Raw genomic sequence first — 25,901 nt, forward strand, 5'->3', positions numbered from 1 at the left:
TTCTCAAAACCACATGCGGATACCGGCCACGAAACGCGCTTCATCCACATCACCACCCTCGTCGCGGATGAAATCGGCGGTTTTGCCGTAGGAGCGGTTCCAGGTGATGCCGATGTAGGGGGCGAACTGGCGGACAATTTCATAGCGCAGGCGCAGCCCGACTTCGGTATTTGCCAGGCCGGAACCCACGCCGCGCACAGGGTCGTTCTTGCCATAGAAATTGGCTTCAGCGGTCGGCTGCAGGATCAGGCGATTGGTCAGCAGAATGTCGTAGTCGCCTTCCAGGCGCGCGGCAGTCTGGCCGTTCTCGCCAATGAACGCGGTGGCTTCGGCTTCGAAGTCGTAAAGCGCCATGCCCTGGATACCGAACGCCGCCCAGGTCTGGGGGGATTCAGGCTTGAAGTCCTGGCGCACCCCGGCAACCACATCCCACCATGGGCTGATCGAGCGGCCGTACAGCAGCTGCAATTCGGCATCCTCGGTGACACCGTTGGTACGTTCACCTTCGGAGCGGATCCACAGCCGGTTGATATCGCCGCCTACCCAGCCAGAAGCATCCCAGGCCAGCGTGCTGCCTTCATCGGCGTCCTGGTACTCGAGTTGATCCAGCAGGAAAAAGCTGTTGACCGCACTGTCGTGCATCTGATGCCCGCCCAATGGGGGGAAGGCTGCCTGGCGGTCGGCATCGGTCAGCACCGGGATCGGGGTACGGCTGGTCGTCGGCGTATTCGCCGAGCCGTGGTTCATTTTCGAATGGTCCATCGCTTCATGGTTCATGGCTCCATGATCCATGGCGCCGTGGTCCATGCCCGGCATGCTGCCATGATCCATCTTGCCGTGGTCCATCATCGAATGGTCCATTTCTTCAGCGGCGAAGCTGGGCGCAGCGCCCAGCACGCCGAGCGAAACGGTCAATGCCAGCAGCGATGGATGTGCCAGGCTATTGAGCATCTTTTTCTGCCTTGGCTTTGTCGCTGCCATGGGATTCCATCATCTTGCCGTGGTCCATGCCTTGCATCGAGCCATGGTCCATACCCTTCATCGAACCGTGGTCCATGCCCTTCATGGCGCCATGATCCATGCCCTTCATCGAACCATGGTCCATGCCTTGGGCACCCTTGGCTTTTGCGGCATCGGCAGGCTGCTGATTGTTGTCGCCGGACCACGACGACGGGGCATAAACGGCAAACAGGCCGGCCATTGCAGCAGAGAGGAAAAACACGCTTCGTTTCATTGGTTTGCTCATCTCGGATCTCCAGTTCATTCGTCCACACGGACTTCGCGGAACATGCCCATTTCCATGTGGAACAGCAGGTGACAGTGATAGGCCCAACGCCCCAGGGCATCTGCCGTGACGCGATAGCTTCGTTTTGAGCCAGGCGGCATGTCGATCGTGTGTTTGCGCACCATGAAGTTGCCGTTCTCATCCTCCAGGTCGCTCCACATGCCATGCAGGTGGATGGGGTGGGTCATCATGGTGTCGTTGACCAGGGTGATGCGCAGGCGCTCGCCATACTTGAGGCGCAGTGGCTCGGCATCGGAAAACTTGATGCCGTCGAAGGACCAGGCGAACTTTTCCATGTGGCCGGTAAGGTGCAGCTCGATTGTGCGACCAGGCGCGCGGCCGTCCGGGTCCGGGAAGGTGCTGCGCAGGTCCGCATAGGTCAGCACGCGGCGGCCGTTGTCACGCAGCCCGATGCCCGGATCGCCCAGTTTTGGTGTCGGGGTCATGGTCTGCATGTCGACCAGCGGGTTGTTGCTCTCGGAGTCTGGGTGGCTCTGCATGGGCGCGCTGGTACCAGCCATGTAGCCATGGTCCATGCCAGCCATGTTGCCGTGGTCCATGCCTGCCATGCTGCCGTGATCCATGCCAGCCATGTCGCCGTGATCCATGCCCATATCGCTCATGGAAATGATCGGCCGTGGATCGACAGCTGGAACAGCGGCTTGCAAGCCTTCGCGAACAGCCAGGGTGCCCCTGGAATACCCGGTACGGTCCATGGATTGAGCGAAGATGGTGTAAGCCTGCTCGCTTTCGGGCTCGACGATGACATCGTAGGTTTCGGCAACGGCGATGCGGAACTCGTCGACCGCGACGGGTTTGACATGCTGCCCATCCGCCGCGACAACCGTCATCTTCAGGCCGGGAATTCGCACATCGAAATACGTCATGGCCGAGCCATTGATGAAGCGCAGGCGGATTTTCTCGCCCGGCTTGAACACGCCCGTCCAGTTACCGTCCGGGGCCTGGCCGTTCATCAGGTAGGTGTAGGTGTAACCGCTCACGTCAGCGAGATCGGTGGGGCTCATTTTCATCTCGGCCCACATCTTGCGGTCGGCTACCGCGGCGGACCAGCCCATTTCGCTCACATCGTTGACGAAATCGCCCACCGTGCGCTTGTGGTAGTTGTAGTAGTCAGACTGCTTCTTGAGCTTGGACAGCACCCGTGCAGGGTCTTCATCCGTCCAGTCGCTGAGCATGACCACATAGTCCCGGTCATAGGTGAACGGCTCAGGTTCTTTCGCGTCGATGACCAGGGCACCATACACCCCGACCTGCTCCTGGAAACCGGAGTGGCTGTGGTACCAGTAGGTGCCGTTCTGCTGGACCTTGAACTTGTACTCATACATGCCGTCTGGGGCGATGCCATGGAAGCTCAGGCCCGGCACGCCGTCCATGTTCGCCGGCAGGATGATGCCGTGCCAGTGGATGGAGGTGTCCTGCTGCAAGCGGTTGCGCACACGCAGCGTGACGGTATCGCCTTCGCGCCAGCGCAGGATGGGCCCGGGAATGGAGCCGTTGATGGCCATCGCTGTACGTGCAGTGCCGGTAATGTTGACCGGCAGCTCACCGATGTAGAGGTCGAAGTCGGTGCCGCTCAGCACATTCGGTTGGCCGGGGCTGGTCACGGCCCAGACCGGCGCGCGCCACATGCCCAGCCCGCCAAGCAGTCCGGTAGCGGCCAGGCCTTTGACGAAGGAGCGTCTGGTGGTTTTGCTTTGCATGCCGTTGCGTCCAGTCAGTCGAAAAGTTGCTGGTATTCAGGCGGTTGAACGCCCCAGCCCGTGGGGCGAGAAGCCCCACAATCTTCCCTAACGCTAGCGGACCTGCGCTGTCAGCTGGCTGAGCTTCAGATTACTTTTCTGTCAGCTTGCGGTGGGTCAAATTCAGTAAGCGCGCCGCGTACTCTGTGGGAGCGGGTTCACCCGCGAAGAATGCGACGCGGTGTATGGCACCGGCTTTGCCGGTGTTCGCGGGTAAACCCGCTCCCACAAGGCTCTGCGAAATCTTTGGGTTATGTATTCTGTGGGAGCGGGCGTGCCCGCGAAGGGCTGCAAAGCAGCCCTATCAAGCGGCTCTTTGGCCTGGCCGCTACTCGATGCGCAGCGCCGCCACCGGATGCAAGCGGGCCGCCCGCACGGCCGGGGCCAGGCCGGCAAGAATGCCGAGCACCGCCGCCAGCAGCAGCGCCAGCAGCAGAAACAGCGGTTGCAGCGCCAAGGGCAGGCTCGGCATGGCCAGGTGCAGTAGCCCCAGCAGCATGCCCATCAACAGCAGGCCAAGCAGGCCACCGGCCAGGGACAGCAGCGTCGCTTCAGCGAGAAACAACCCAAGTACCTGCCGCGGACTGGCGCCAATCGCCCGCAACAGGCCGATTTCCGCCGTGCGCTCGCCCACAGTGGTCGTCATGATGGTGAGAATGCCGACGGCGCCGACCAGCAGCGAAATGCCCCCCAAGGCACCAATGGCCAGGCTCAGGGTGCCGAGAACGCGGTTGAAGCTGCGCAGCATGTCGTCCTGGGTGGTCAGGCTGAAGTCCTCCGCACCGTGTCGTTCGCCGAGCACCTCGCGAATCTGCCGGCTCAATGCCCGGGAAGTGGTACCTGCGCCAAACACCACATGGGCTTTGACCACCCCGGTGCGGTTGAACAGGCTTTCCGCCCAGTCCACCGGGATGTAGGCGATATCGTCGAGGTTGAAACCGAGCAACTGGCCTTTCTCCGCCATCACGCCGATCACCCGGAAACGCACGCCGCCGACGCGGATCAGCTCACCCAGCGGGTTGCGCGCCCCAAACAGCTCGGTACGCAGCTGATGGCCGAGCACCACATAGGGCGGCGAACGGCCGTCACGGGCCGGGGGCAGGAACTCGCCCAGGCTCAGTTGCATGCGCCAGGCCTGCGCCATCTGATGGCCGCCACCGAGAATGTCGCTGCGCCGGCTCAGTTGACCGAACTGGATATTCCCGCTGCCCTGAATGATCGGCACCGCCGCCTCGACATGCGGCAAGCGCCGCAGGGCGTCGGTGTCACTGATGGTTAGTGGGCGCACGTTGCCAAGCAGGCCGCCGAGGCCGCTGGTCTGGGTCTTGCCCGGGCGTACGGTGATGATCCGCGTACCAAACTGCGAGAAGTTCTCCAGCACATAGCCGCGCACGCCTTCGCCTATGGCCGTGAGCAGCGCCACGGCGGCTATGCCGATCGCTACCCCGAGCAGGGTCAGCAGGCTGCGCAGCGGGCGGCAGGTCAGCGCCGAGCTGGTCAGCCGGAAACCATCTTGCCAGCGCATCAGTGCGCCCCCGGCGGGCGTAGCGCCGCCACCGGCTCCAGCGCCGAGGCCCGAGCGGCCGGCAGCCAGGCGAACAACAGCGCCGTGCCGAGTGCCAGCAGCACTGCGCCAGCCCGCGCCCACCAGGGGGCATAGAGCGGCAGATGGAACGCCAGGCGCCCCAGCCAGAGCAAGGTTTCGGCCAGCAGCAGCCCTGCCAGTGCCCCTGTCAGGGCCAGCAGCGCCGCCTCACCGAGGAACAGCAGGCGCAGCTGTGCCGCCGTCACGCCTATGGCTTTGAGCAGGCCGATCTCGGCGCTGCGCTGGCTTACTGCAATCCAGGTCACGTTCATGATCAGGATGCCTGCCACCAGCAGGCTGATCGCGGCAATGCCGGCCACCGCCAGGGTCAGCACCGCGAGTATCTGGTCGAAGGCGCTGAGCAGGCTGTCCTGGCTGACCAGGGTGACGTCCTCCTCACCCTCGTGGCGCTCCTTGAGCGCGGCGAGTATCAGCTGCTTGCTACGGTCGAGAAAGCTCGGACCATGCACCTCGACAAACACCCGCGACAACCCCTCGCTATTGAACAAGGCCTGGGCGCTGGCCACCGGGATGATCAACATCTCGGCGAAATCCATCCCCAGCGATTCGCCCCGCTCACCGAGAATGCCGACCACCCGGAAGCGCCGGTCGCCAGCGCGCAACCATTCACCCAAGGCCGGGCGAGCCCCGAACAGCTCGCGCCGGAGTTTGCCGCCGATCACGCAGACGGCCTCGGCCTGTTCAGGGTCCAGCGTCGGCAGGGGTTGGCCCTGGACGACCGCCAGTTGGCGAATGGCGAAGAAGTCCCGGGTGGTGCCCAGCGTCAGCACTTCACGATTGCGGTTGCCGACTATCACCTCCATCTGCCCGGCCTGCTGCGGCGCGACCCGGCGGATGCCCGGCAACCGGGTGATGGCCTGGACATCCTGCAAGGTCAACTCGTGTGGCGTCAGCCCGGTGAGCGGCGGCATTCGCCCGGTGGTTTCCTTGCGCCCCGGGAAAACGATGAGGATGTCGCGCCCGAGCAGCGAGAACTCGTTCAGGACGAAGGCCCGCGCCCCCGCGCCAAGACCGGTGAGCAGGTTGACCGCGACCACCCCGATAGCGATGGCCAGCAGTAGCATCAGGCTGCGCGAGCGATGCCCACGCAAGGCACCTAGCCAGAAGCCCAGGGCATCGGCAGCGCGCATCAGGCCAGCGCCCACTGCGGCGCAATACTGTGGATCCGCCCGTCACGCATGTGCAGCTGGCGCTGTGCACGGGCGCCCAGGCTGGCATCGTGGGTCACCACTATCAGGGTCAGACCCTCGCCGTTGAGCTCCTCCAGCAGGCTGAAGACCTCTGCGCCGGCCTGGCTATCGAGATTGCCGGTGGGTTCGTCGGCCAACAGCAGCGCCGGTTGCATGACCATCGCCCGGGCGATCGCCACGCGCTGGCGCTGGCCACCGGACAGCTCGGCCGGGCGGTGGGCAATGCGCTCGCCCAGCCCCAGGCGTGCCACCAATTGGCTGCTGCGCTTGCGCCGTTGTGCCGCACCAATGCCGGCGAGGACCATCGGCAGCTCGATGTTTTCCAGCACCGTCAGCCGTGCGATCAGGTGGTAGGACTGGAACACGAAACCTATCAGCCGGCTGCGCAACTGGGCGCGGCGCGCCTCGCTCAGCGCCGCCGTGGCCTCGCCCTGCAGCCAGTATTCGCCGGCGCTCGGCGCGTCGAGCAGGCCGAGGATGTTCAGCAAGGTCGACTTGCCCGAGCCCGACGGGCCCATCACCGCCATGTAGTCACCGGCGGCGATGTCCAGGTCCAGGCCATCCAGCCCCATCACCTGCTGCTCGCCCAACTGGAAGCTGCGGCTGCCGCCGCGCAGGCGGATCATTTCTCGGTCTCCGCGGCATCCACCGGGATCACCGCCACGGTATCCTTGAGCCCTTCCTGCTCGTGGCTGGCGACTATGCGTGCGTCCTCGTCCAGTCCTGCAAGCACCTCTGTCCAGCGCCAGTTGCTCAGCCCGGTTTGCACCTGCACCTCGCGCAACACCCGGGCGCTCGGGTCATATCGCAGCACGCGCTGCCCCTCCAGCAGGGTCTCGGTGGGGATGCGCAAGGCGCCCGCGTGCTGCTCCAGGAGGATCTCGACATCGGCGCTATAGCCGGTGAGCAGGGCCAGGTCTGCCGGCGGCTGGTCGAAGCGCACCTCGACATCGACGGTGCGCGCCTGCTTCTCCAGTTCGCGCACATAGGGCGCGATGCGGCTGACGCGGCCGGTGAAATGCTGACCACGGAAGGCATCCAGGCTGATCCGTACGGCGGTTCCCGGGTGAACCCGGGCAGCGTCCACCTCATCGATCGGTGCCTCTACAAACAGGCAGCTGTCGTCGATCAGGTCGACTGCCGGCGGCGTGGGAATACCTGGCGGCGAAGGGGTGACGAACTCGCCGAGTTCGCCGTTGATTTCCGCAACGATGCCGGCGAATGGTGCACGCAGGGTTGTCTGTTCCAGCAGTGAACGCTGCAGCTGCAGGCTGGCGTCGGCCTCGCGGATCAGCACGGCACTGGCACTGCACATCAGCTTCGCCAGGTTGGCCTTGGTCGCCGCCTGATCGAGGCGGTCGGCGGCAATCAACTTGCGGTCGGCCAACTGGCCGAGGCGATCAAGGTCGCGCCGGTCCAGCAGAGCTTGCTGGCAGCGCTGTTCGCGGGTGTTGCGCTGGGCCTCCAGCCGCGCCTCGGCTTCCTGCAGCCTGGCCTGTTGCTCGTCCTGCCGCAGGCGCATGAGCACCTGACCCGGCTGGACCCGCTGGCCCTCGCTGACCAGCAACTCGGCAACCTGGCCGCCGACATTGAAGGACAGGTGCGAGCGTCGACAGGACTTCAGCGTACCCGCGCGCGTGTTGGCCACCACCGTCTCCACCGGCCCCCGCTCAACTTCCAGCAGCCTGACCGGCACCGGCTGCGGTCGACTCAACCAGCCGCCCAACACCACGAGACAAGCCAGGATCGACGAGCCAATCAATAATTTGCGCATGGACTACACCTCCTCCCATATGGCTTGAGCCTAGATCAGGAGGGTGAAAGCTCCACGCGAAACGTCATTTATCCGACGATTTTCGGATGAGCGTTAGTGTAGTGTCAGATAAATGGCGAATGAGATTTTTTTCGCTCACGCAGCGGCGATTCCCCGGCGATGGAGAGGCTGGAGAAGGTTTCAGAGGATGAGAATGGCAGGCATTAAAAAGCCGGCTTGTGGCCGGCTTCTCGGGGACGCTTCCGACTAATTTATGGTAAGCCGCAATCGCCTTAACTGTGTGGCCATCAAGGGCCTGAAAGAGATGGCAGATGCCCGTGTGGGATATCGCCGAGCCCTCTGGACCGCGGCTCGCGCCGGTCGGGGGCTGAATGTGCGGCGTAGCATACAAGGGCGCGCGCAGGATGCCCAGCAAAAAATGGCACAGGTTGTTTCAGTCGGGCCGTTGCTGGCGGAAATGCGACCAGTGGAACACCCAGCCCAGAATCTCCAGCCCTTGTGTCTGGCGCTGGGCGGTGGTGTAGCGTTCGACCGCATAGTTGCGCCGATCATGGCTGTGCAGGTACAGGGTGCCGTGCTGGCCGAGGCTGAGGTTGTTCACCCTGAGCACGCCGTTGTGCAGCAGGGCATAGGTTTCGCCCTCGAACACCTGGGTCATGCCCAGGTCGATGGCCAGGGTGGCCTGCAGCGGAATCAGCGGTGTCATGTTGCTGGCGGGCATCGCCAGGCAGATGGCGTTGTCGGCATGCACTCCCAACTCTTTCAGGGCTTTTGCGGGCAGGCACAGGTGCTTGCCCGCCACGGGTGACAGCAGGCCGTTGTGCAGTTCGTAAAAGGGCACCTTCAGTGCCCGGCCGCCTTGCGCCGACAGCGGCGTGCGCGGGTTGGCAGGCGCCGGCCCTGGCGGGCAGCTGCGCAGGATCGGGTTGTGGTGTTTGGGGCCTTCGCCCGTGCGCAACCAGCGACGATGCACGCAGAACAGGTCGGCCATTTCGTCCAGCCGGGCCAAAGGCACGCCGCGCTTGAGCCAGTTGTTGACGTGCTGGGGGGTGACGCTGCGCTGGGCGGCGAAATCGGAAGAGGTCAGGCCACATTCGTGGAGGAGGGCTTTGAGTCGGTCGCCGGATGTGTTCATGGCGGCGAGTGTAGCGGCGGGGTGCCAGCAAGGATATGAACCGGATGTTGATGGGGCTTGTGTGAAAAGCGCCTGTTTGTAGGGCGTTGGAGTAGGACTGTGTAGGATTTATTACCGCATCGAGCAGCGGCGCGATTTCTGTGGGGATGGTCTGTGTGCGGTCTGTGGGAGCGGCCTTGCGTCGCGATCGGGCGCGCAGCGGCCGCAAATCAGGCAACGCGGTTTTTCAGGTAAATCGTGCGGGATGTATTGGGGGGCCGCTTCGCGCCCCATCGCGACGCAAGGCCGCTCCCACAGGCCGCCAACCCACAGGCCGTCTTCACAACGGGTGGCGAAGGCCAGCCATCCATCAGGCAAAAAAAACCCCGCCGAGGCGGGGTTCTTCATGCAACCGGCATCAGCCCTTGTAGGCGGCAACCGATTTGGTGATCGCGGCACGGGCGGCGTCAGCGCCTTCCCAGCCTTCGATCTTGACCCACTTGCCCTTCTCGAGATCTTTGTAGTTGGCAAAGAAGTGCTCGATCTGCTGGATCAGCAGGGCTGGCAGGTCGGTGTATTCCTTCACATCGACGTACAGCTGCGACAGCTTGTCGTGAGGAACAGCGATGACCTTGGCGTCGCCGCCGCCGTCGTCGGTCATGTTCAGCACGCCGACCGGACGGGCGCGGATAACCGAACCTGGGGCTACCGGGTAAGGGGTAACGACCAGCACGTCCAGCGGATCACCGTCATCGGCCAGGGTGTTCGGGATGAAGCCGTAGTTGGCTGGGTAGAACATCGGGGTAGCCATGAAACGGTCGACGAACAGGGTATCGCTGTCCTTGTCGATCTCGTATTTGATCGGCGCGTGGTTGGCCGGGATCTCGATGGCGACGTAGATGTCGTTCGGCAGGTCTTTGCCCGCCGGAATCTTGCTGTAGCTCATTGGGCAGTGCCCCCGTGTTTGACCAAAAAAGTGGCGGCGATTATAGGCACATTCTGCATGGGCATGCCACGCCTGGCCTGATGTGCGGCCCCGTCAGGCGTGGCTTTCGCGGTATTCCGGGTGTTCGGCCTGCAGCCGGCACAGGCGCGCCAGTGGGTCCTGGCGGTAGAACAGCGACAACTGGCGGTAGACCTGTGGATAAGCCTGTTGCAGCAGGTCGGGAGCACTAAAGAAGTACTCGCTGGTGACGGCAAAGAACTCCGCGGGGTTCTCCGCGGCATACGGGTCGATGGCGGTTTCGGCGTCGGGGTTGGCGTCCAGCTGGCGGTTGAGGTCGTCATAGGCCTGTTGCATGGCAGTTGCCCATTCATCCACGGGCATGCCGCTGTGCAGCGGCGGCAGGCCGTTGGCATCGCCATTGAGCATGTCGAGCTTGTGCGCCAGTTCATGGATGACCAGGTTGTAGGCCTCCCAGCCACCGCTTGCCAGCACGCCGTTCCAGGCGAGGATGATCGGGCCCTGCTGCCAGGCCTCGCCGCTGTGCTCGCCGTCCCACACGTGCTCAACGCCACTGGCATCGCGGTGGCGCTGGGGGCTCTTGAAGTCGTCGGGGTAGAGGATGATTTCGTGGAAACCCTGGTACCAGTTCAGCTCGCCCAGGTGCAGCAGCGGCAACTGCGCCTGGGCCGCCAGCAACAGGCGCTGCTCGTCATCCGGTTCGACGCCGGGCAGGCAGGTGAGGTGCTTGTCGAGCAGGAACAGGATGCAGGCTTCACGCAGCCAGCGATCTTCTTCGTCCGTGATGCCATCCAGCATCGGCAGGCGCTCGCGCACGGCCTGCCATTGCTGGGGGGTGATGGGGTAGCGCGCCAGGGTGCGCTTGCGCCGCCAGGCGCTGAACGACCACATCGGCAGGTTTCAGTGGGCCTTGGCCGTGCGGCCCAGGCGGCCACGCAGCAGGCCGAGGATCATCGGCACCAGCGACAGGATGATGATGCCCACCACCATCAGCGACAGGTGCTGCTTGATGAATGGCACGTTGCCGAAGAAGTAGCCCAGGGTCACCAGGCCGCCTACCCACAGCAGCGAACCGGCGACGCTGAAACCGAGGAAGCGCGGGTAGTGCATGTGGGCGATGCCGGCGACGAACGGTGCAAAGGTGCGCAGGATGGGCAGGAAGCGCGCCATGGTCACGGTCTTGCCGCCGTGGCGTTCATAGAAGTCGTGGGTACGCTGCAGGTAGTCGCGACGGAAGATCTTCGAGTTGGGGTTGTTGAACAACCGCTCGCCGGCCGTGCGGCCAATCACGTAGTTGGTGCTGTCGCCGAGGATCGCGGCGGCCATCAGCAGGCCGGCCAGCAGCAACGGGTCCATGCCGCCACCGGCGGCTACGGCGCCGGCAATGAACAGCAGCGAATCACCGGGCAGGAAGGGCATGACCACCAGCCCGGTTTCACAGAAGATCACGGTGAAGAGGATGGCGTAGATCCAGGGACCGTAGTTGGTGACCAGCAGATCGAGGTAGGCATCGAGATGCAGGATAAGGTCCAGCGGGTTGAAATCCATGTACAGCACCTGTGTTCTTGGGCGTAGGCTCGGTTACCTGGGGATGGGTAAATTTTCACACATGACAGGTGGGCCATTATACGGCTAAGTCAGGAACATGCCCGGGGAGTTTGTAGCGGGGGGTTACGACAGGGGGGTATTCCTGTACCGGCCTCTTCGCGGGTAAACCCGCTCCCACAGGTACAGCACCGACTTCAGATGCGCCGCTATGCCTGTGGGAGCGGGTTTACCCGCGAAGAGGCCAGCACAGTCAATCCTGGCTGATCGGCAGGATATAGCTCTTGAACTCGTTATCCTCACGAAACCCGATGGATTCGTAAGTCTTGTGCGCTACCTCATTGTCCGCACTGGTCGACACCCGCATGCGCACGGCGTTGGTTTCCTTGGCCATTTTCTTCGCCTCGCGCATCAGGTGGTCGGCCACCAGCATGCGCCGCGAGTCCTCGGCCACATAGATATCGTTGAGAATCCATACCCGCTTCAACGACAGCGATGAGTAGCTTGGGTACAGCTGGCAGAATCCCAGCAGTTTGCCGTCGTCATCATCGGGTAGCGCCAGGTAGATCACCGACTCATCCCGCTTCAGGCGCTTTTCCAGGAAACTGCGCGAGCTGTCAGGGTAGGGTAGCTGCCCATAGAACTCACGGTATTTGACGAACATCGGCGTGAGCAGGTCGAGGTGTTCCAGGGTTGCCTTGATGATGCGCATGTGCGGCCCTCAGAGTCCATTAGGGGAAACAGCGGATTGCCATCAGCCTTCAAGGGCATGCTGCCCAATGCGCGGTGCAAGTGCAATCCGCCTTCCGTGACATGTTTTTTACCCTTTGCCGAGCAGGAAGTTACCTTTCTGGCCGGTGCTGTGTTCACTCTCCAGGCTATGGACCTCGGCTTCGTCCTTCAGATTCACCCCGGAAAGCTGGCGCCGGCAGGCTTCGCGCATCAAGTACAGCAAGCGGTGCGCCGCCATGCCATAACTCAGGCCCTCCAGGCGGATGTTGGAAATGCAGTTGCGGTAGGCATCGGTCAGGCCGACCTTCGGTGCATAGGTGAAGTACAAGCCAAGGCTGTCGGGCGAGCTGAGCCCCGGGCGTTCGCCGATCAGCATCACCGTCATCCGTGCGCCCAGCAGCTCACCAACCTCGTCGGCCACTGCCACGCGGCCCTGCTGCACCAGCACCACCGGGGCGCTGGTCCAGCCGTCGGCGGCGGCCTGTTCCTCGAAGCGCGCCAGGAACGGCAGGGTGTGGCGGTGCACGGCCAGTGCCGACAGGCCGTCAGCGACGACGATGGCCAGGTCGACCCCGCCGGGGTTGGCCTGGGCGTGCTGGCGCAGCGCGGCAACCGAATCTTCGTTCAGCCGTCGCCCCAGGTCCGGGCGTTGCAGGTACTGGTTACGGTCGCTGGCGGCGCTGTGCAGCACCAGGCTTTCGCGCCCGCGGTCACTCAGCTGGGTAGCCAGGCCGGCATGGTCGAAGGCCAGGTGCACGGCATCGCGGGCCTGGGCGTGGGCAAACTGGAAGTCCAGCTGCGCACCGGTCGGCAGGCTGGTGCCGGTGCGGCCCAGGGCTATGCGCGCCGGGGTCAGGTTGCGCAGGGCCAGCCAAGGGTTGTCGGGGGTAGGCGTGCGGTGGTCCATGGTCATCCCTATGCAAGCTGTGCCAAGGCCTGGCGGAAGGCCGGCGGCAGGTTGTCACCAAAGCGCACCCGGCCATCGGCCTGGGTGAAGATGCCGGTGCGGGCCAGCCATGCCTCGAACTCCGGCCCGGGCTTCAGGCCCAGGGTCTGGCGCGCGTACAGCGCGTCGTGGAACGAGGTGGTCTGGTAGTTGAGCATGATGTCGTCGGAGCCGGGGATGCCCATGATGAAGTTGATCCCGGCCACGCCCAGCAGGGTCAGCAGGGTGTCCATGTCGTCCTGGTCGGCTTCGGCGTGGTTGGTGTAGCAGATGTCGCAACCCATCGGCACTCCCAGCAGCTTGCCGCAGAAGTGGTCTTCGAGGCCGGCGCGGATGATCTGCTTGCCGTTGTACAGGTACTCCGGGCCGATGAAGCCGACCACGGTGTTGACCAGGAACGGCTTGAAGTGGCGGGCCACGGCATAGGCGCGGGTTTCACAGGTCTGCTGGTCGACGCCGTGGTGGGCGTTGGCCGACAGCGCGCTGCCCTGGCCGGTTTCGAAGTACATCAGGTTCTGCCCGAGGGTGCCGCGTTTCAGCGAAAGGCCCGCTTCGTAGCCTTCCTGCAGCACGTTCAGGTTGATGCCGAACCCGGCGTTGGCCGCCTCGGTGCCGGCGATGGACTGGAACACCAGGTCCAGTGGCACGCCACGGTTGATCGCCTCGATCGAGGTGGTGACGTGGGTCAGCACGCAGGCCTGGGTGGGGATGTCGTAGCGCTGGATGATGGCGTCGAGCATTTCCAGCAGGGCGCAGATCGAGGCGATGCTGTCGGTGGCCGGGTTGATGCCGATCATGGCGTCGCCGTTACCGTACAGCAGGCCGTCGAGAATGCTGGCGGCGATGCCGGCCGGCTCGTCGGTGGGGTGGTTGGGCTGCAGCCGGGTCGACAGGCGCCCGCGCAGGCCCATGGTGCCACGGAACCGGGTGACCACGCGGATCTTCTGTGCCACCAGCACCAGGTCCTGCACGCGCATGATCTTCGACACCGCGGCGGCCATTTCCGGCGTCAGCCCGGGTGCCAGGTTGCGCAGGCTGTCCTCGTTGGCCTCTTCGCTCAGCAGCCAGTCGCGCAGGCCACCCACGGTCAGGTGGCTGACCGGGGCAAAGGCTTGGGCATCGTGGGTGTCGATGATCAGGCGTGTTACCTCATCATCTTCGTAAGGGATCAGCGCTTCGTTGAGGAAATGGGTCAGCGGGATATTGGCCAGGGCCATCTGCGCGGCGACCCGTTCGCCGTCGTTGCTGGCCGCGACGCCCGCCAGGTAGTCCCCCGAGCGGGCGGGGCTGGCCTTGGCCATCACTTCCTTGAGGCTGTCGAAGCGGTAGACCAGGTGGCCGACCGTGTGTACGAAACTTGCCATACAGACTCTCCAGAGCCGCGGGTTGCCCCGCGGCGGGTGGCGGCGATCAGTGCAAGGCCTCTTCGGCCTTCTGGATCGCGGCGAATTCCTCTTCCGGTGTACCCGCGACCAGGTGGTGGCGGCTGTAGAAAGCAAAGTAGGCAATTAATACCGCATAGATCACTGCGGCGCCAATCACCACCCGTGGGTCGACCAGGAAACCGGCGACCACGGCGATGCAGGCCAGTACCAGTGCCAGGCCCGAGGTGAAGATGCCACCGGGGGTGCGGTATGGGCGCTCCATCTTCGGCCGGCGGATGCGCAGGGTGATGTGCGCGGCCATCATCAGCACGTACGACAGGGTAGCGCCGAACACCGCCACCAGGATCAGCAGGTCACCCTGGCCGGTCAGCGACAGGGCAAAGCCGATGATCCCGGGGATGATCAAGGCCAGTACCGGGGCCTTGCTCTTGTTGGTTTCCGACAGTTTGCGCGGCAGGTAGCCGGCGCGGGACAGGGCGAAGATCTGCCGGGAGTAGGCGTAGATGATCGAGAAGAAGCTGGCGATCAGCCCGGCCAGGCCGACCAGGTTTACGAAGCCGCCCATCCAGGTGCTGCCGCCGTAGGCTTTGGACAAGGCTTCTACCAGCGGGTTGCCGGACGCTTTCAGTGCTTCGGAGCCTGCGCCGCCGGGGCCGACCACCAGGATCAGCAGGGCGAAGGCCAGCAGCACCAGCATGGCGCCGATCAGGCCGCGTGGCAGGTCACGCTTGGGGTTCTTGGTTTCTTCGGCAGCCAGCGGCACGCCCTCTACGGCGAGGAAGAACCAGATGGCATAGGGGATGGCCGCCCACACGCCGACATAGCCGAACGGCAGGAAGCTGCTGGCGCCCACGGCGTCCGTTTTGGCGATGTCGAACAGGTTGGCTGCATCAAAATGGGGCACCATGCTCACCAGGAACACGGCCAGGGCGATGGCGGCGATGGCGGTGATGATGAACATCAGCTTCAACGCCTCACCCACGCCAAAGATGTGGATGCCGATGAACACGATGTAGAACGCCAGGTAGATCATCCAGCCGCCGATGCCGAACAGTGACTGGCAGTAGGCGCCGATGAACACCGCGATGGCGGCGGGGGCGATGGCGTACTCGATGAGGATCGCCGTCCCGGTGAGGAAGCCGCCCCAGGGGCCGAAGGCACTGCGGGCAAAGCCGTAGCCGCCGCCTGCGGTGGGAATCATCGACGACAGTTCGGCCAGCGAGAAGCACATGCACAGGTACATGGTGGCCATCAGCAGGGTGGCGAGGAACATGCCGCCCCAGCCGCCCTGGGCCAGGCCGAAGTTCCAGCCGGCATAGTCGCCGGAGATGACGTAGGCCACGCCCAGGCCGACCAGCAGGACCCAGCCGGCGGCGCCTTTTTTCAGTTCACGTTGCTGGAAATAGTCCGAGCCGACTTTTTCGAAGTCGACGGAAGAGCCTGCCGGCGAGCCGGCGGAATGATCGCTTGGCATAGATTCACCTGTTGTTTTTCTTGGTGGCCGGACGGGTTCCGGGCCGATGGTGATGGGTACTGCAGGAAGCGAGCCAGAGGCTTTAGGGCCGCTTTGCGGCCCATCGCGACACAAGGCCGCTCCTACAAGAGGACGCGGTTTCTGTAGGAGCGGCCTTGTGTCGCGATGGGCTGCGCAGCAGCCCCAAATGCGCCGGTTTAGAAGAAGCCCAACGGATTGATGTCGTAGCTCACCAGCAGGTTCTTGGTCTGCTGATAGTGGTCGAGCATCATCTTGTGGGTCTCACGCCCGACCCCCGACTTCTTGTAGCCACCGAACGCGGCATGCGCCGGGTACAGGTGGTAGCAGTTGGTCCACACGCGGCCAGCCTTGATCCCACGGCCCATGCGGTAGGCACGGTTGATGTCGCGGGTCCACACGCCGGCACCCAGGCCGAACTCGGTGTCGTTGGCGATCGCCAGGGCTTCGGCTTCGTCCTTGAAGGTGGTGACGCTGACCACCGGGCCGAAGATTTCTTCCTGGAACACGCGCATCTTGTTGTTGCCCTTGAGCAGGGTCGGCTGGATGTAGTAACCGGTGGCCAGCGAGCCTTCCAGTTTCTCGACCTTGCCGCCGGTCAGCAACTCGGCGCCTTCCTTCTGGGCGATGTCGAGGTACGACAGGATCTTCTCGAACTGCTGTTGCGAGGCCTGGGCGCCGACCATGGTGTCGGTGTCCAGCGGGTCGCCGCGCTTGATCTGCAGCACCTTCTTCATCACCACTTCCATGAACTGCGGGTAGATCGACTCCTGTACCAGTGCCCGTGACGGGCAGGTGCATACCTCGCCCTGGTTGAAGAACGCCAGCACCATGCCTTCGGCCGCCTTCTCGATGAAGCTTGGCTCGGCTTGCATGATGTCTTCGAAATACACGTTCGGCGACTTGCCGCCCAGTTCGACGGTGGACGGGATGATGTTCTCGGCGGCACATTTCATGATGTGCGAGCCGACCGGGGTCGAGCCGGTGAAGGCGATCTTGGCGATGCGCTTGCTGGTGGCCAGTGCTTCACCGGCTTCGCGGCCAAAGCCTTGCACCACGTTGAGCACGCCTTTTGGCAGCAGGTCACCGATCACTTCCAGCAGCACGGTGATGCCCAGCGGGGTCTGTTCGGCCGGCTTGAGCACCACGCAGTTGCCGGCGGCCAGTGCCGGGGCGAGCTTCCAGGCGGCCATCAGGATCGGGAAGTTCCACGGGATGATCTGCCCGACCACGCCCAGTGGCTCATGGATGTGGTAGGCCACGGTGCCTTCGTTGATTTCCGCGGCGCCGCCTTCCTGGGCGCGGATGCAGCCAGCGAAGTAGCGGAAGTGGTCGACCGCCAGCGGAATGTCGGCATTGAGGGTTTCGCGGATCGGCTTGCCGTTGTCCCAGGTTTCGGTAATGGCCAGCAGTTCGAGGTTCTGCTCGATACGGTCGGCGATCTTCAGCAGAACGTTGGAGCGGTCCTGCACTGAAGTGCGGCCCCAGGCGTCGGCCGCAGCGTGGGCGGCATCCAGGGCTTTATCGATGTCTTCGGCAGTGGAGCGAGGGAATTCAGCGATCAGCTTGCCATTCACCGGGGAGGTATTTTCGAAGTACTGCCCCTTTACCGGAGGAACGAACTCACCACCGATGTAGTTGCCGTAGCGGCTCTTGAAGGAAACCTTCGCGCCTTCGGTACCGGGATGTGCGTAACGCATGGTGTGTCTCCTGGCTATTGTGTTTGTTAGGGAGTTGGAAAGCGTAGAGCAAAGGTTGGGCCAGCGTTTCGGGCACCAAGAAAATCAATGACTTGGCTCGGTTATCGGTGCCTGGCCCACGGTCGCTGTGCCAGCGCCGGTACGCGCGGGGGTGACACTTTGTGCCATTTGCGACACGTAACCGGAGGGTGCATTGCAAAGCCTTCCCGGGTGGAGGATGCTGGCGGGACTCTCTATCTGCGGAGAACTACAACAATGCAGAGCAATCATTTCAGTCGCCATGCCCAGCAAGTCCATACCGTCGCCCATGGTGGGGTCGGGGAGGGCGGCAGTGACCCGTCCATCGCCCGCTCCTGGCTGCGCTGCCTGGAGGACTACCACCTCGACCCGTCGGTGATCGAGGCCCCGGTGGTGCTCGAGCATGGGCGCCTGCTGGAAAGCCGCGAGCGCCTGCGCCAGGTGCTGCAGATTGCCGACCATGAAATGAACAGCCTGCACCAGCAGCTTTCGGGGGCCGGCCATGCGGTGCTGCTGACCGATGCCCGTGGGGTGATCCTGAATTGCGTCAGCGCGCCGACCGAGCGGCGCAGCTTCGAGCGCGCCGGCCTGTGGTTGGGCGCTGACTGGAGCGAGGCGCGCGAGGGTACCAACGGCATCGGCACCTGCCTGGTCGAGCGCCAAGCGCTGACCATTCACCAGAACGAGCACTTCCGTGGTCGCCACACCGGCCTGACCTGCTCGGCCAGCCCGGTGTTCGACCCGCATGGCGAGTTGCTGGCAGTGCTGGATGTGTCTTCGGCGCGGCCCGACGTTTCCCGCCAGAGCCAGTTCCACACCATGGCCCTGGTCAACCTGTCGGCGAAGATGATCGAAAGCTGCTACTTCCTGCGCCATTTCGAACAGCAATGGCTGCTGCGTTTTCACCTGCAGGCCGAGTCGGTCGGCCTGTTCAGCGAAGGCCTGCTGGCGTTCGACGGTGACGGGCGCATCTGCGCCGCCAACCAGAGCGCGCTGAACCTGCTGGGCACGGTGCGTGGTGGCGTGCTGGGCAAACCGCTGGAACGTTTTTTCGCTTGCAGCCACGACGAACTGTTCAGCCGCGCCACGCCCGGTGGCAGTACGGCCTGGCCGCTGCATACCCTGGACGGGCGCCAGGTGTTCGCCAGCCTGCGTGGCCAGGCGCGCGCACCGGTGTGGTCGGTGCCGGCCGCCCAGCCGCGACCCGCACGGGAAGTGGAACCGCTTATCTGCCTGCTCGACCCGGCCTTGCAGAACGACTTCCGCCGTAGCGTGCGGGTGTTCGAGCGCGATGTGCCGCTGTTGCTGCGCGGCGAGACCGGCTGTGGCAAGGAGGCCTTTGCCCAGGCCGTGCACCAGGCCAGCGAGCGGCGCGGCAAGCCGTTCGTCGCCATCAACTGCGCCTCGATCCCGGAGAGCCTGATCGAGAGCGAACTGTTCGGCTACCGCGGCGGCAGCTTTACCGGTGCGCGCAAGGAAGGCATGCGCGGCAAGCTGCTGCAGGCCGATGGCGGCACCTTGCTGCTGGACGAAATTGGCGACATGCCACTGGCCCTGCAAACTCGTCTGCTGCGCGTACTGGAGGAGCGCCAGGTGGTGCCGATCGGTGGCGAGCCGCAGGCGGTCGACGTACGCATTGTCAGCGCTACCCACCGAGACCTGCTGGAACGGGTGGAGCAGGGTAGTTTCCGCGAGGACCTGTATTACCGGCTTAATGGCCTGGAAGTGGCATTGCCTGCGGTGCGCGAGCGCAGTGACAAGGCGCAGTTGCTGGACTTTCTGCTGCGTCAGGAGGCGCAGGGAGAACCGATCGATATCGAGCCCAGGGCACGGCAGGCACTGCTCGACTTCGCCTGGCCGGGCAACGTGCGGCAGATGCGCAACGTGCTGCGTACCCTGGTGGCACTTTGCGAAGACTCCCGCATCATGTTCCCTGATCTCCCCGCCATTCTCCGCAACGGCACCGTCCCTGTAGGAGCGGCCTTGTGTCGCGAAAGGGCCGCAGAGCGGCCCCAGGGTCCCAGCCGCGCCGACCAATTTGCAGGGGCTGCTTCGCAGCCCGATCGCGACACAAGGCCGCTCCTACAGGATGCGGAGCGGCAAGCATTGTTGGAGACGCTAGAGGCAAAACACTGGCACCTCACCCGTGTCGCCGAGCACTTGGGCATCAGCCGCAATACCTTGTATCGAAAACTGCGCAAACACGGCATCACCAGGGCCGACTGAGCGAAACATCTGGTGCGATTTGTCGCGCCCTGGGCTACCCTGCCTCGATGTTTTGCGAGGTCGACCATGCATATTCACATTCTCGGTATTTGCGGCACTTTCATGGGCTCGCTGGCGGTGCTGGCCAAGGAACTTGGCCACCGCGTCACCGGCTCGGACGCCAACGTCTATCCCCCGATGAGCACCCAGCTCGAAGCCCAGGGCATCGAACTGACCCAAGGCTATGACCCGGCCCAGCTGGACCCGGCGCCAGACCTGGTGGTCATCGGCAACGCCATGTCGCGTGGCAACCCGGCGGTGGAATACGTGCTGAACAAGGGCCTGCCCTATGTTTCCGGCCCGCAGTGGCTGGCCGACCACGTGTTGCAGGGCCGCTGGGTGCTGGCCGTTGCCGGTACCCACGGCAAGACCACGACCAGCAGCATGCTGGCCTGGGTGCTGGAACATGCCGGCATGAGCCCGGGCTTCCTGATTGGCGGTGTGCCGCAGAACTTCTCGGTGTCGGCACGCCTGGGCGATACGCCGTTCTTCGTGGTTGAAGCCGATGAATACGACAGCGCCTTCTTCGACAAGCGCTCGAAGTTCGTCCACTACCACCCGCGCACGGCGATCCTCAACAACCTTGAGTTCGACCATGCGGACATCTTCCCCGACCTGGCCTCGATCGAGCGGCAGTTCCACCACCTGGTGCGCACCATCCCCAGCGAAGGCCTGGTCATCCACCCCACCACCGAGCTGGCGCTGGAGCGGGTGATCGGCATGGGTTGCTGGACCCCGGTGCAGACCACCGGCGAAGGTGGCCAGTGGCAAGCCCGTCTGCTCAGCCCCGACGGCTCGCGCTTCGAAGTGCTGTTCGACGGTGAGGCGCAGGGCGTGGTGGACTGGGCGCTGACTGGCCAGCACAACGTCGCCAACGCCCTGGCCACCCTGGCAGCGGCGCGCCATGTAGGCGTGGTGCCAGCCATGGGTATCGAAGGCCTGAGCGCCTTCAAGAGCGTCAAACGGCGCATGGAGAAGGTTGCCGAAGTGCAGGGCGTGACCATCTACGATGACTTCGCCCACCACCCGACCGCCATCGCCACCACCCTCGACGGCCTGCGCAAGCGCGTCGGCGAGGCCCCGGTGATCGCCGTGATCGAGCCGCGTTCCAACTCGATGAAGCTCGGTGCCCACCGTGACGGCCTGCCGGAAAGCGTCAACGACGCAGACCAGGTGATCTGGTACGCCCCGGCCAACCTTGGCTGGGACCTGGCTGCCACCGCCGCGCAATGCAAAGTGCCCAGCGTGGTGGCCGACAGCCTCGAAGCGATCATCGAGCGGGTCAAGGGTCAAGCTCGCCCAGGCACCCATGTGGTGATCATGAGCAACGGCGGCTTCGGCGGCCTGCACGGCAAGCTGGCCGAGGCACTGAAGTGAGCGGGCCGGAACGCATCACCCTGGCCATGACGGGCGCCTCTGGCGCCCAGTATGGCCTGCGCCTGCTCGACTGCCTGGTGCGTGAGGACCGCGAGGTGCACTTCCTGATCTCCAAGGCCGCGCAACTGGTGATGGCTACCGAGACGGACGTGGTGCTGCCGGCCAAGCCACAGGCGATGCAGGCCTTCCTCACCGAATATACCGGTGCTGCCGACGGGCAGATTCGCGTGTATGGCAAGGAGGACTGGATGTCGCCGGTGGCCTCGGGTTCCGGCGCCCCGGCGGCAATGGTGGTGGTGCCCTGTTCCACCGGCACCTTGTCGGCGATTGCCACCGGTGCCTGCAACAACCTGATCGAACGTGCTGCCGACGTTACCCTCAAGGAGCGTCGCCAGCTGATCCTGGTGCCGCGCGAAGCGCCGTTCTCCACCATCCACCTGGAGAACATGCTCAAGCTGTCGCAGATGGGCGCGGTGATCCTGCCGGCGGCGCCGGGCTTTTATCACCAGCCGCAGACCATCGACGACCTGGTCGACTTCGTGGTGGCGCGCATTCTCAACCTGCTGAACATTCCCCAGGACATGTTGCCGCGCTGGGGTGAGCACCACTTCGGGGTGGATGATTGAAGCGAGCGCTGGCGGGTTTGCTGGCGCTGGTGCTGCTTGGTGGCTGCGCCACGGTGCGCACGCTGGATGCCAACAAGCCCGGGGCACCGGTGGTGTATGCCGGTACCCGGTTGGACTTGTATGTGATCAATGGCGGGTGCTGCCCGCGGGATCGTTACGGGGCTGATGCGCCGGCGTATCCGGGGCTGGACCTGCCGGGGAGCATGTTGCTCGATACCTTGTTGCTGCCGTTGTCTTTGCTGACAGCGGCCGGTGTAGGCTTCCAGGCCACCGGCGGCCTGTAAGGGCCCTTTCGCGGGTAAACCCGCTCCCACAGGTACTGCACCAGGTCTGAAATCGATGCAAATCCTTGTGGGAGCGGGTTTACCCGCGAAGAGGCCCTGGCAGGTAAAGCCTAATTCTTGCCCAACCTGCGCAACTCATCCGACTCCACAATCCGCACCCCGTCCTCTTCCTCCAGCGCCAGCCGCCACAGCGCCCGGGCCAAGGTACAAGCCTCGATCCCCCGATACTTCCCGGGTATCAGCTTGGCAAACGGCGAAGCCAACTGTTCGCCGAGCCGCGGCTCGACCCGCTCGCCCAGCAGCAACGATGGCCGCACGATGGTCAGCTGCGGCCAATCCTGGGCCTTGAGCGCCTCTTCCATCTCGCCCTTGACCCGGTTGTAGAAAACCGACGATTTCGGGTCGGCGCCCAAGGCACTGACCACCAGCAGATGCCGTGCGCCCAACTCCCGGGCGCGCTTGCTGAACGCCACCACCATGTCCAGATCCACCGCGCGGAAGGCCGATTCGGAACCGGCCTGCTTCAGCGTGGTGCCCAGGCAGCAGTAGGCGATATCGACCCGCCCGGCCAGCTGTGGAAGGAACACCGCTGGGTCGCCTACCGGGTTTTCCAGGTGCGGGTGCTCGGCCAGTGGCCGGCGGGTTGGCGCCAGTACGCGGGTGATGGTGGGCTCGTTGAGCAGGCGGTCGAGCAGGTGTTCACCTGTCAGACCCGTGGCACCGGCAAGCAGGACATGCTGAGGCGTCAAATACATGATGTCTCTCCCTTGTTACACACAAGCTTAGTGGTTGCCGGGCGTTTGCGCCTGTTCCCCCACGTTGGCCTGTGCGGCGTTACGCAATGCTTCTTCGGCCTGTTGCCGGCGCAGGTGCTGCCAGTGCTCAAGCACATTCGGCGGCGCCCACAGCTGCGGTTCGGAGGCCTCGAAACCTTCCCTTTGTTCTCTTTCGGCAACGCTGGCGCGCGCCAGTTCAAACGCCTGTTTCAGGTCGTCGGTCTGGTTCAGCGCTTCGGCGAACAGGGCATCGCCGAAGTAGGTGAAATCGGCTTCTTCCGAGCAACCGAAGGACACGCGGTCGGCCCGGGCGGCGGTCATGATCAGCGTGCGCTCATCCTTGAGCGGGGCGATATAGCCCCCTGAATAGCACGCGGATATGACAATGACCTTGTCGCGGTCCTTCAGCGGTGCCAGGGCGCTGGCGAGTTCGTCGGCGGACAGGTCGGCCAGCTGCAGGCGCGGTTGGTCGAACACCAGCTGGTGGTCGTGGCTGCCATGGCTGGTGAGGTAGATGAACACCAGGTCTTCGGGGCCGCTGCGCTCGGCCAGGGTTCGGGCGGCGCGGGTAAGGTTTTCACGCGTGGCCATGGGGCGGGTGGTCATGTGATCGCGGTGGTTGACCAAGGTCACCTGGCCACGGGCGCCAAAGCGCACCTTGAGCATGTTGCTGACGTAGTCGGCTTCGCGCATGAACACGCTCTGCTGGCCATCGCCGCCCACCACCAGGCTGTACAGCTGGACTGCTGGCGCCGACCGCGGTACCCGGGCCAGCGCTTCGTCCAGCAAACGGCCCTGGTTGAGCAGCGCCAGGTCCAGCGGGTCGGGCAACAGTTTGCCGTTCTGGTCCCGTACGCGCACGCCGTTGCTCCAGGTGCCGCTTTCGACCTTGCCGTTGGTCATGATCAGCCGGCCCTGGCCGTGGTAGGCATCGTTGAGGAAGCCACCGATGTACTTGCTGCCGTCGGCCAGTTGCAGGCTGCCCTGGCCCGACAGGCGCCAGTCGGCGAAGGTGCCCTTGTAGTGGCTGCCATCGCTGCCCAGCAGTTCGCCTTCGCCGACCAGCGAGCCGTCCTTGAATTCGCCGATCCACACATCACCATCGGCATTTTCGTAGCGGCCACGGCCCTCCAGGCGGTTGTCCTTGAACTCACCGATGTACTGCTCGCCGTCGACGCTGTCGTAGGTGCCGCTGCCTTCCAGCTGGCCGTTGATGAAGTGGCCGCTGAACTGGTTGCCGCTGGCATCGCTGCGCACCCCGGCACCGTTGGGCTTGCCTTTGGCGAACAGGCCCTGGTAGCGGCTGCCGTCGGCCAGTTCCAGCTCGCCGGCGCCTTCGTACAGGTCGTCCTTGAACTGGCCGCGGTAGGTCTGGTCGGCTTGCTTGAGGGTGCCTTCGCCGTCGCGGCGGCCGTGGCTGAAGGTGCCGGCATAGTGGCTACCCGGGGTGTTCAGCTCACCCAGCCCCTGGAACAGCCCTGCGGCGAACTGGCCGCGGTACACCTCGCCGTTGCGGCCGTGCCATTCGCCCTGGCCGTGCCATTGGCCGTCCTTGAAGGTACCGGCGTACCAGCTGCCGTTGGGGTAGTCGATCCGTCCCTCGCCTTGCAGCAGGCCATCGACCACCTGCCCCCGGTACCGCCCACCGTCAGGCAGGCGCGCATCCGGCGGGAGCAGCGATTCGCCATCGCCGCAGGCGGCGAGCAGCAGGACCAGGGTGACGGGGAGCAGTGAACGCATGGCGAGAACCGGGCAATAGGTCTGCCGAGTATGACGCAGAATGGGATCCTGAAACAGCGAAGGCATGTGCTGGCGCAGCTCTCGAGCCTGCACTGCATCCAAAAGCTGGCACGGAACCTGTGGGAGCGGCTTTAGCCGCGAACACCGGCGAAGCCGGTGCCAGGCACCGTGTGGCATTCTTCGCGGGTGAACCCGCTCCCACAGGTTCCGTGTTGCCTTTGAGGTGCAATCAGCGCACGCCCGGCGAAACGATGATCTTCACGTTCTCCTCCTTGTTGTTGACCAACTCCTCGAAGCCCAGCTCGACAATCTGCTCCAGCCCGATCCGCCCGGTCACCAGCGGGCGAATGTCCAGCCTGCCGTCAGCGATGAAGGCAATCACATCGGCAAACTCGCCGTTGTACGCCAACGCTCCCAGCACCTGCTTTTCGGTGGACACCAGTTCGAAGAAGTTGAACTCGCTAGGCTCCTCGAATATCCCCACCAATACGCACTTGCCCGCCTTGCGGATGGTGTCGATGGCCAGCTTGGCCGTGTGCTTGTTGCCGATGCATTCAAAACTCACATCCGCCCCCAGCCCGGCAGTCAGCTTGCGGATTTCCGCCAGGGCGTCGCACTGGCTGGGGTCCAGCACCACGCTGGCGCCAACCTCTTTGGCCTTGGCCTTGCGTGCCGAGGACATTTCCAGGGCGATCACCTGCGCCGCGCCAGCCGCCTTGGCACACATGATGGTGCACAGGCCGATGGTGCCGGCGCCGACCACCACCACCGTCTGACCAAGCAGACTGCCGGCCTTCTTTACCGCATGCATGCCCACCGCCAGCGGTTCGATCAGCGCCCCGGCCTCTGCCGGGAAACCCTGCGGCAGCCGGTACAGCAGGTTGGCGGGCACGTTGACCAGTTCGGCAAAGGCGCCGTTGTTCATCAGGCCGGTGAAGGCCAGGCGCTCGCAGATGTTGTACAGGCCGTGGGTGCAGTAGTAGCAGGTGCCGCAATGCTGGCAGGCGTCCGCAGCCACCGGGTCACCGACGGCAAAACCTTCCACGCCTTCACCCAGCTTGGCAATTTGGCCGCAGAACTCGTGGCCGAGGATGCACTGGCCCTGGATGCCGGTCAGCGGGTGTGGTGCCTCCACCGGGATGAATACCGGGCCGGCGACGTATTCGTGCAGGTCGGAGCCGCAGATGCCGCACCAGTCCACCTTGATCTGCACCCAGCCGGGCGCAGGGTCGGCCGGCAGGGGCACCTGTTCGACGCGAATATCATTGCGGCCATGCCAGACGGCGGCACGCATGTGGGTGTGGCTCAGGTCATTCATTGTT

23 protein-coding genes are annotated in these 25,901 nt (G+C 64.2%); 4 read left to right on the top strand and 19 right to left on the bottom strand.

The features are described from left to right. Positions 1-3 precede the first annotated feature (3 nt). The 16 genes from CAG46_RS22645 to CAG46_RS22720 all read right to left on the bottom strand — a co-directional run bounded on the left by CAG46_RS22645 (position 4) and on the right by CAG46_RS22720 (position 17,493). Positions 4-951, bottom strand: a complete 948-nt coding sequence (locus CAG46_RS22645) for a copper resistance protein B (RefSeq protein ID WP_085617837.1) — start codon at positions 949-951, stop codon at positions 4-6. Continuing rightward, the gene (locus CAG46_RS22650; protein WP_085617839.1) at positions 941-1,264 is read right to left on the bottom strand and encodes a hypothetical protein; all 324 of its coding nucleotides are present in this window, start codon (positions 1,262-1,264) and stop codon (positions 941-943) included. Before CAG46_RS22650 ends, CAG46_RS22645 begins: the two co-directional genes overlap by 11 nt. Next, entirely contained in the window at positions 1,261-3,006 is a 1,746-nt protein-coding gene (locus tag CAG46_RS22655) for a copper resistance system multicopper oxidase (protein WP_085617841.1), read from the bottom strand. The genes CAG46_RS22650 and CAG46_RS22655 overlap by 4 nt, the downstream gene beginning before the upstream one ends. Positions 3,007-3,373: 367 nt before the next feature. Next, complete coding sequence (locus CAG46_RS22660) at positions 3,374-4,570, bottom strand: ABC transporter permease (protein ID WP_085617843.1); 1,197 nt, start codon at positions 4,568-4,570, stop codon at positions 3,374-3,376. Then, complete coding sequence (locus tag CAG46_RS22665; protein ID WP_085617883.1) at positions 4,570-5,781, bottom strand: ABC transporter permease; 1,212 nt, start codon at positions 5,779-5,781, stop codon at positions 4,570-4,572. Before CAG46_RS22665 ends, CAG46_RS22660 begins: the two co-directional genes overlap by 1 nt. Beyond that, positions 5,781-6,467 (bottom strand): ABC transporter ATP-binding protein, encoded by a 687-nt coding sequence (locus CAG46_RS22670; protein WP_025337543.1) that lies wholly within the window; start codon positions 6,465-6,467, stop codon positions 5,781-5,783. The genes CAG46_RS22665 and CAG46_RS22670 overlap by 1 nt, the downstream gene beginning before the upstream one ends. Further along, positions 6,464-7,615 (bottom strand): efflux RND transporter periplasmic adaptor subunit, encoded by a 1,152-nt coding sequence (locus tag CAG46_RS22675; RefSeq protein WP_085617845.1) that lies wholly within the window; start codon positions 7,613-7,615, stop codon positions 6,464-6,466. The genes CAG46_RS22670 and CAG46_RS22675 overlap by 4 nt, the downstream gene beginning before the upstream one ends. A gap of 433 nt (positions 7,616-8,048) precedes the next feature. Beyond that, positions 8,049-8,750 (bottom strand): helix-turn-helix transcriptional regulator, encoded by a 702-nt coding sequence (locus tag CAG46_RS22680; protein ID WP_085617847.1) that lies wholly within the window; start codon positions 8,748-8,750, stop codon positions 8,049-8,051. A 397-nt stretch (positions 8,751-9,147) separates the two neighbouring features. Further along, complete coding sequence (gene ppa, locus CAG46_RS22685) at positions 9,148-9,675, bottom strand: inorganic diphosphatase (protein WP_003255365.1); 528 nt, start codon at positions 9,673-9,675, stop codon at positions 9,148-9,150. Positions 9,676-9,768: 93 nt separating this feature from the next. Beyond that, positions 9,769-10,584: a zinc-dependent peptidase gene (locus CAG46_RS22690; RefSeq protein ID WP_025337546.1), complete on the bottom strand. Its 816-nt coding sequence runs from the start codon at positions 10,582-10,584 to the stop codon at positions 9,769-9,771. Between the two features lie 9 nt (positions 10,585-10,593). After that, the gene (locus CAG46_RS22695; RefSeq protein WP_025337547.1) at positions 10,594-11,241 is read right to left on the bottom strand and encodes a DedA family protein; all 648 of its coding nucleotides are present in this window, start codon (positions 11,239-11,241) and stop codon (positions 10,594-10,596) included. 250 nt (positions 11,242-11,491) lie between these two features. Next, complete coding sequence (locus CAG46_RS22700; RefSeq protein ID WP_003257044.1) at positions 11,492-11,950, bottom strand: GNAT family N-acetyltransferase; 459 nt, start codon at positions 11,948-11,950, stop codon at positions 11,492-11,494. 108 nt (positions 11,951-12,058) lie between these two features. Next, positions 12,059-12,877 (bottom strand): ethanolamine ammonia-lyase subunit EutC, encoded by an 819-nt coding sequence (gene eutC, locus CAG46_RS22705; protein WP_025337548.1) that lies wholly within the window; start codon positions 12,875-12,877, stop codon positions 12,059-12,061. Positions 12,878-12,885: 8 nt separating this feature from the next. Beyond that, complete coding sequence (locus tag CAG46_RS22710; RefSeq protein ID WP_025337549.1) at positions 12,886-14,280, bottom strand: ethanolamine ammonia-lyase subunit EutB; 1,395 nt, start codon at positions 14,278-14,280, stop codon at positions 12,886-12,888. Between the two features lie 46 nt (positions 14,281-14,326). After that, positions 14,327-15,775, bottom strand: coding sequence for an ethanolamine permease (gene eat / locus CAG46_RS22715; protein ID WP_013970695.1), 1,449 nt, complete (start codon positions 15,773-15,775; stop codon positions 14,327-14,329). Between the two features lie 197 nt (positions 15,776-15,972). Next, a complete protein-coding gene (locus CAG46_RS22720) occupies positions 15,973-17,493 on the bottom strand; it encodes an aldehyde dehydrogenase family protein (protein WP_025337551.1) in 1,521 nt (506 codons plus the stop codon). A gap of 255 nt (positions 17,494-17,748) precedes the next feature. Between CAG46_RS22720 and CAG46_RS22725 the strand changes: the two genes are divergently transcribed. The 4 genes from CAG46_RS22725 to CAG46_RS22740 all read left to right on the top strand — a co-directional run bounded on the left by CAG46_RS22725 (position 17,749) and on the right by CAG46_RS22740 (position 22,063). Next, positions 17,749-19,737: a sigma-54-dependent Fis family transcriptional regulator gene (locus CAG46_RS22725; protein WP_085617849.1), complete on the top strand. Its 1,989-nt coding sequence runs from the start codon at positions 17,749-17,751 to the stop codon at positions 19,735-19,737. Between the two features lie 66 nt (positions 19,738-19,803). Next, entirely contained in the window at positions 19,804-21,153 is a 1,350-nt protein-coding gene (gene mpl / locus CAG46_RS22730) for a UDP-N-acetylmuramate:L-alanyl-gamma-D-glutamyl-meso-diaminopimelate ligase (RefSeq protein WP_075044477.1), read from the top strand. Beyond that, positions 21,150-21,779 carry a flavin prenyltransferase UbiX gene (ubiX, locus tag CAG46_RS22735; protein ID WP_013970698.1) on the top strand — a complete coding sequence of 210 codons (630 nt, stop codon included), beginning with the start codon at positions 21,150-21,152 and terminating at the stop codon, positions 21,777-21,779. The genes mpl and ubiX overlap by 4 nt, the downstream gene beginning before the upstream one ends. Next, a complete protein-coding gene (locus CAG46_RS22740) occupies positions 21,776-22,063 on the top strand; it encodes a YceK/YidQ family lipoprotein (protein ID WP_085591950.1) in 288 nt (95 codons plus the stop codon). The genes ubiX and CAG46_RS22740 overlap by 4 nt, the downstream gene beginning before the upstream one ends. Positions 22,064-22,173: 110 nt before the next feature. On the opposite strand, the gene CAG46_RS22745 is transcribed toward CAG46_RS22740, so the two are convergent. The 3 genes from CAG46_RS22745 to CAG46_RS22755 form a co-directional block, all read right to left on the bottom strand. Beyond that, positions 22,174-22,818 carry an oxidoreductase gene (locus CAG46_RS22745; RefSeq protein WP_075044479.1) on the bottom strand — a complete coding sequence of 215 codons (645 nt, stop codon included), beginning with the start codon at positions 22,816-22,818 and terminating at the stop codon, positions 22,174-22,176. A gap of 27 nt (positions 22,819-22,845) precedes the next feature. Continuing rightward, positions 22,846-24,579, bottom strand: a complete 1,734-nt coding sequence (locus CAG46_RS22750; protein WP_025337556.1) for a C13 family peptidase — start codon at positions 24,577-24,579, stop codon at positions 22,846-22,848. A 229-nt stretch (positions 24,580-24,808) separates the two neighbouring features. Continuing rightward, positions 24,809-25,873, bottom strand: a complete 1,065-nt coding sequence (locus CAG46_RS22755) for a 2,3-butanediol dehydrogenase (RefSeq protein ID WP_230386520.1) — start codon at positions 25,871-25,873, stop codon at positions 24,809-24,811. Positions 25,874-25,901: the final 28 nt, after the last annotated feature.

This window comes from Pseudomonas sp. B23(2017) (genome assembly GCF_002113725.1).
Lineage (GTDB): Bacteria > Pseudomonadota > Gammaproteobacteria > Pseudomonadales > Pseudomonadaceae > Aquipseudomonas > Aquipseudomonas putida_Z.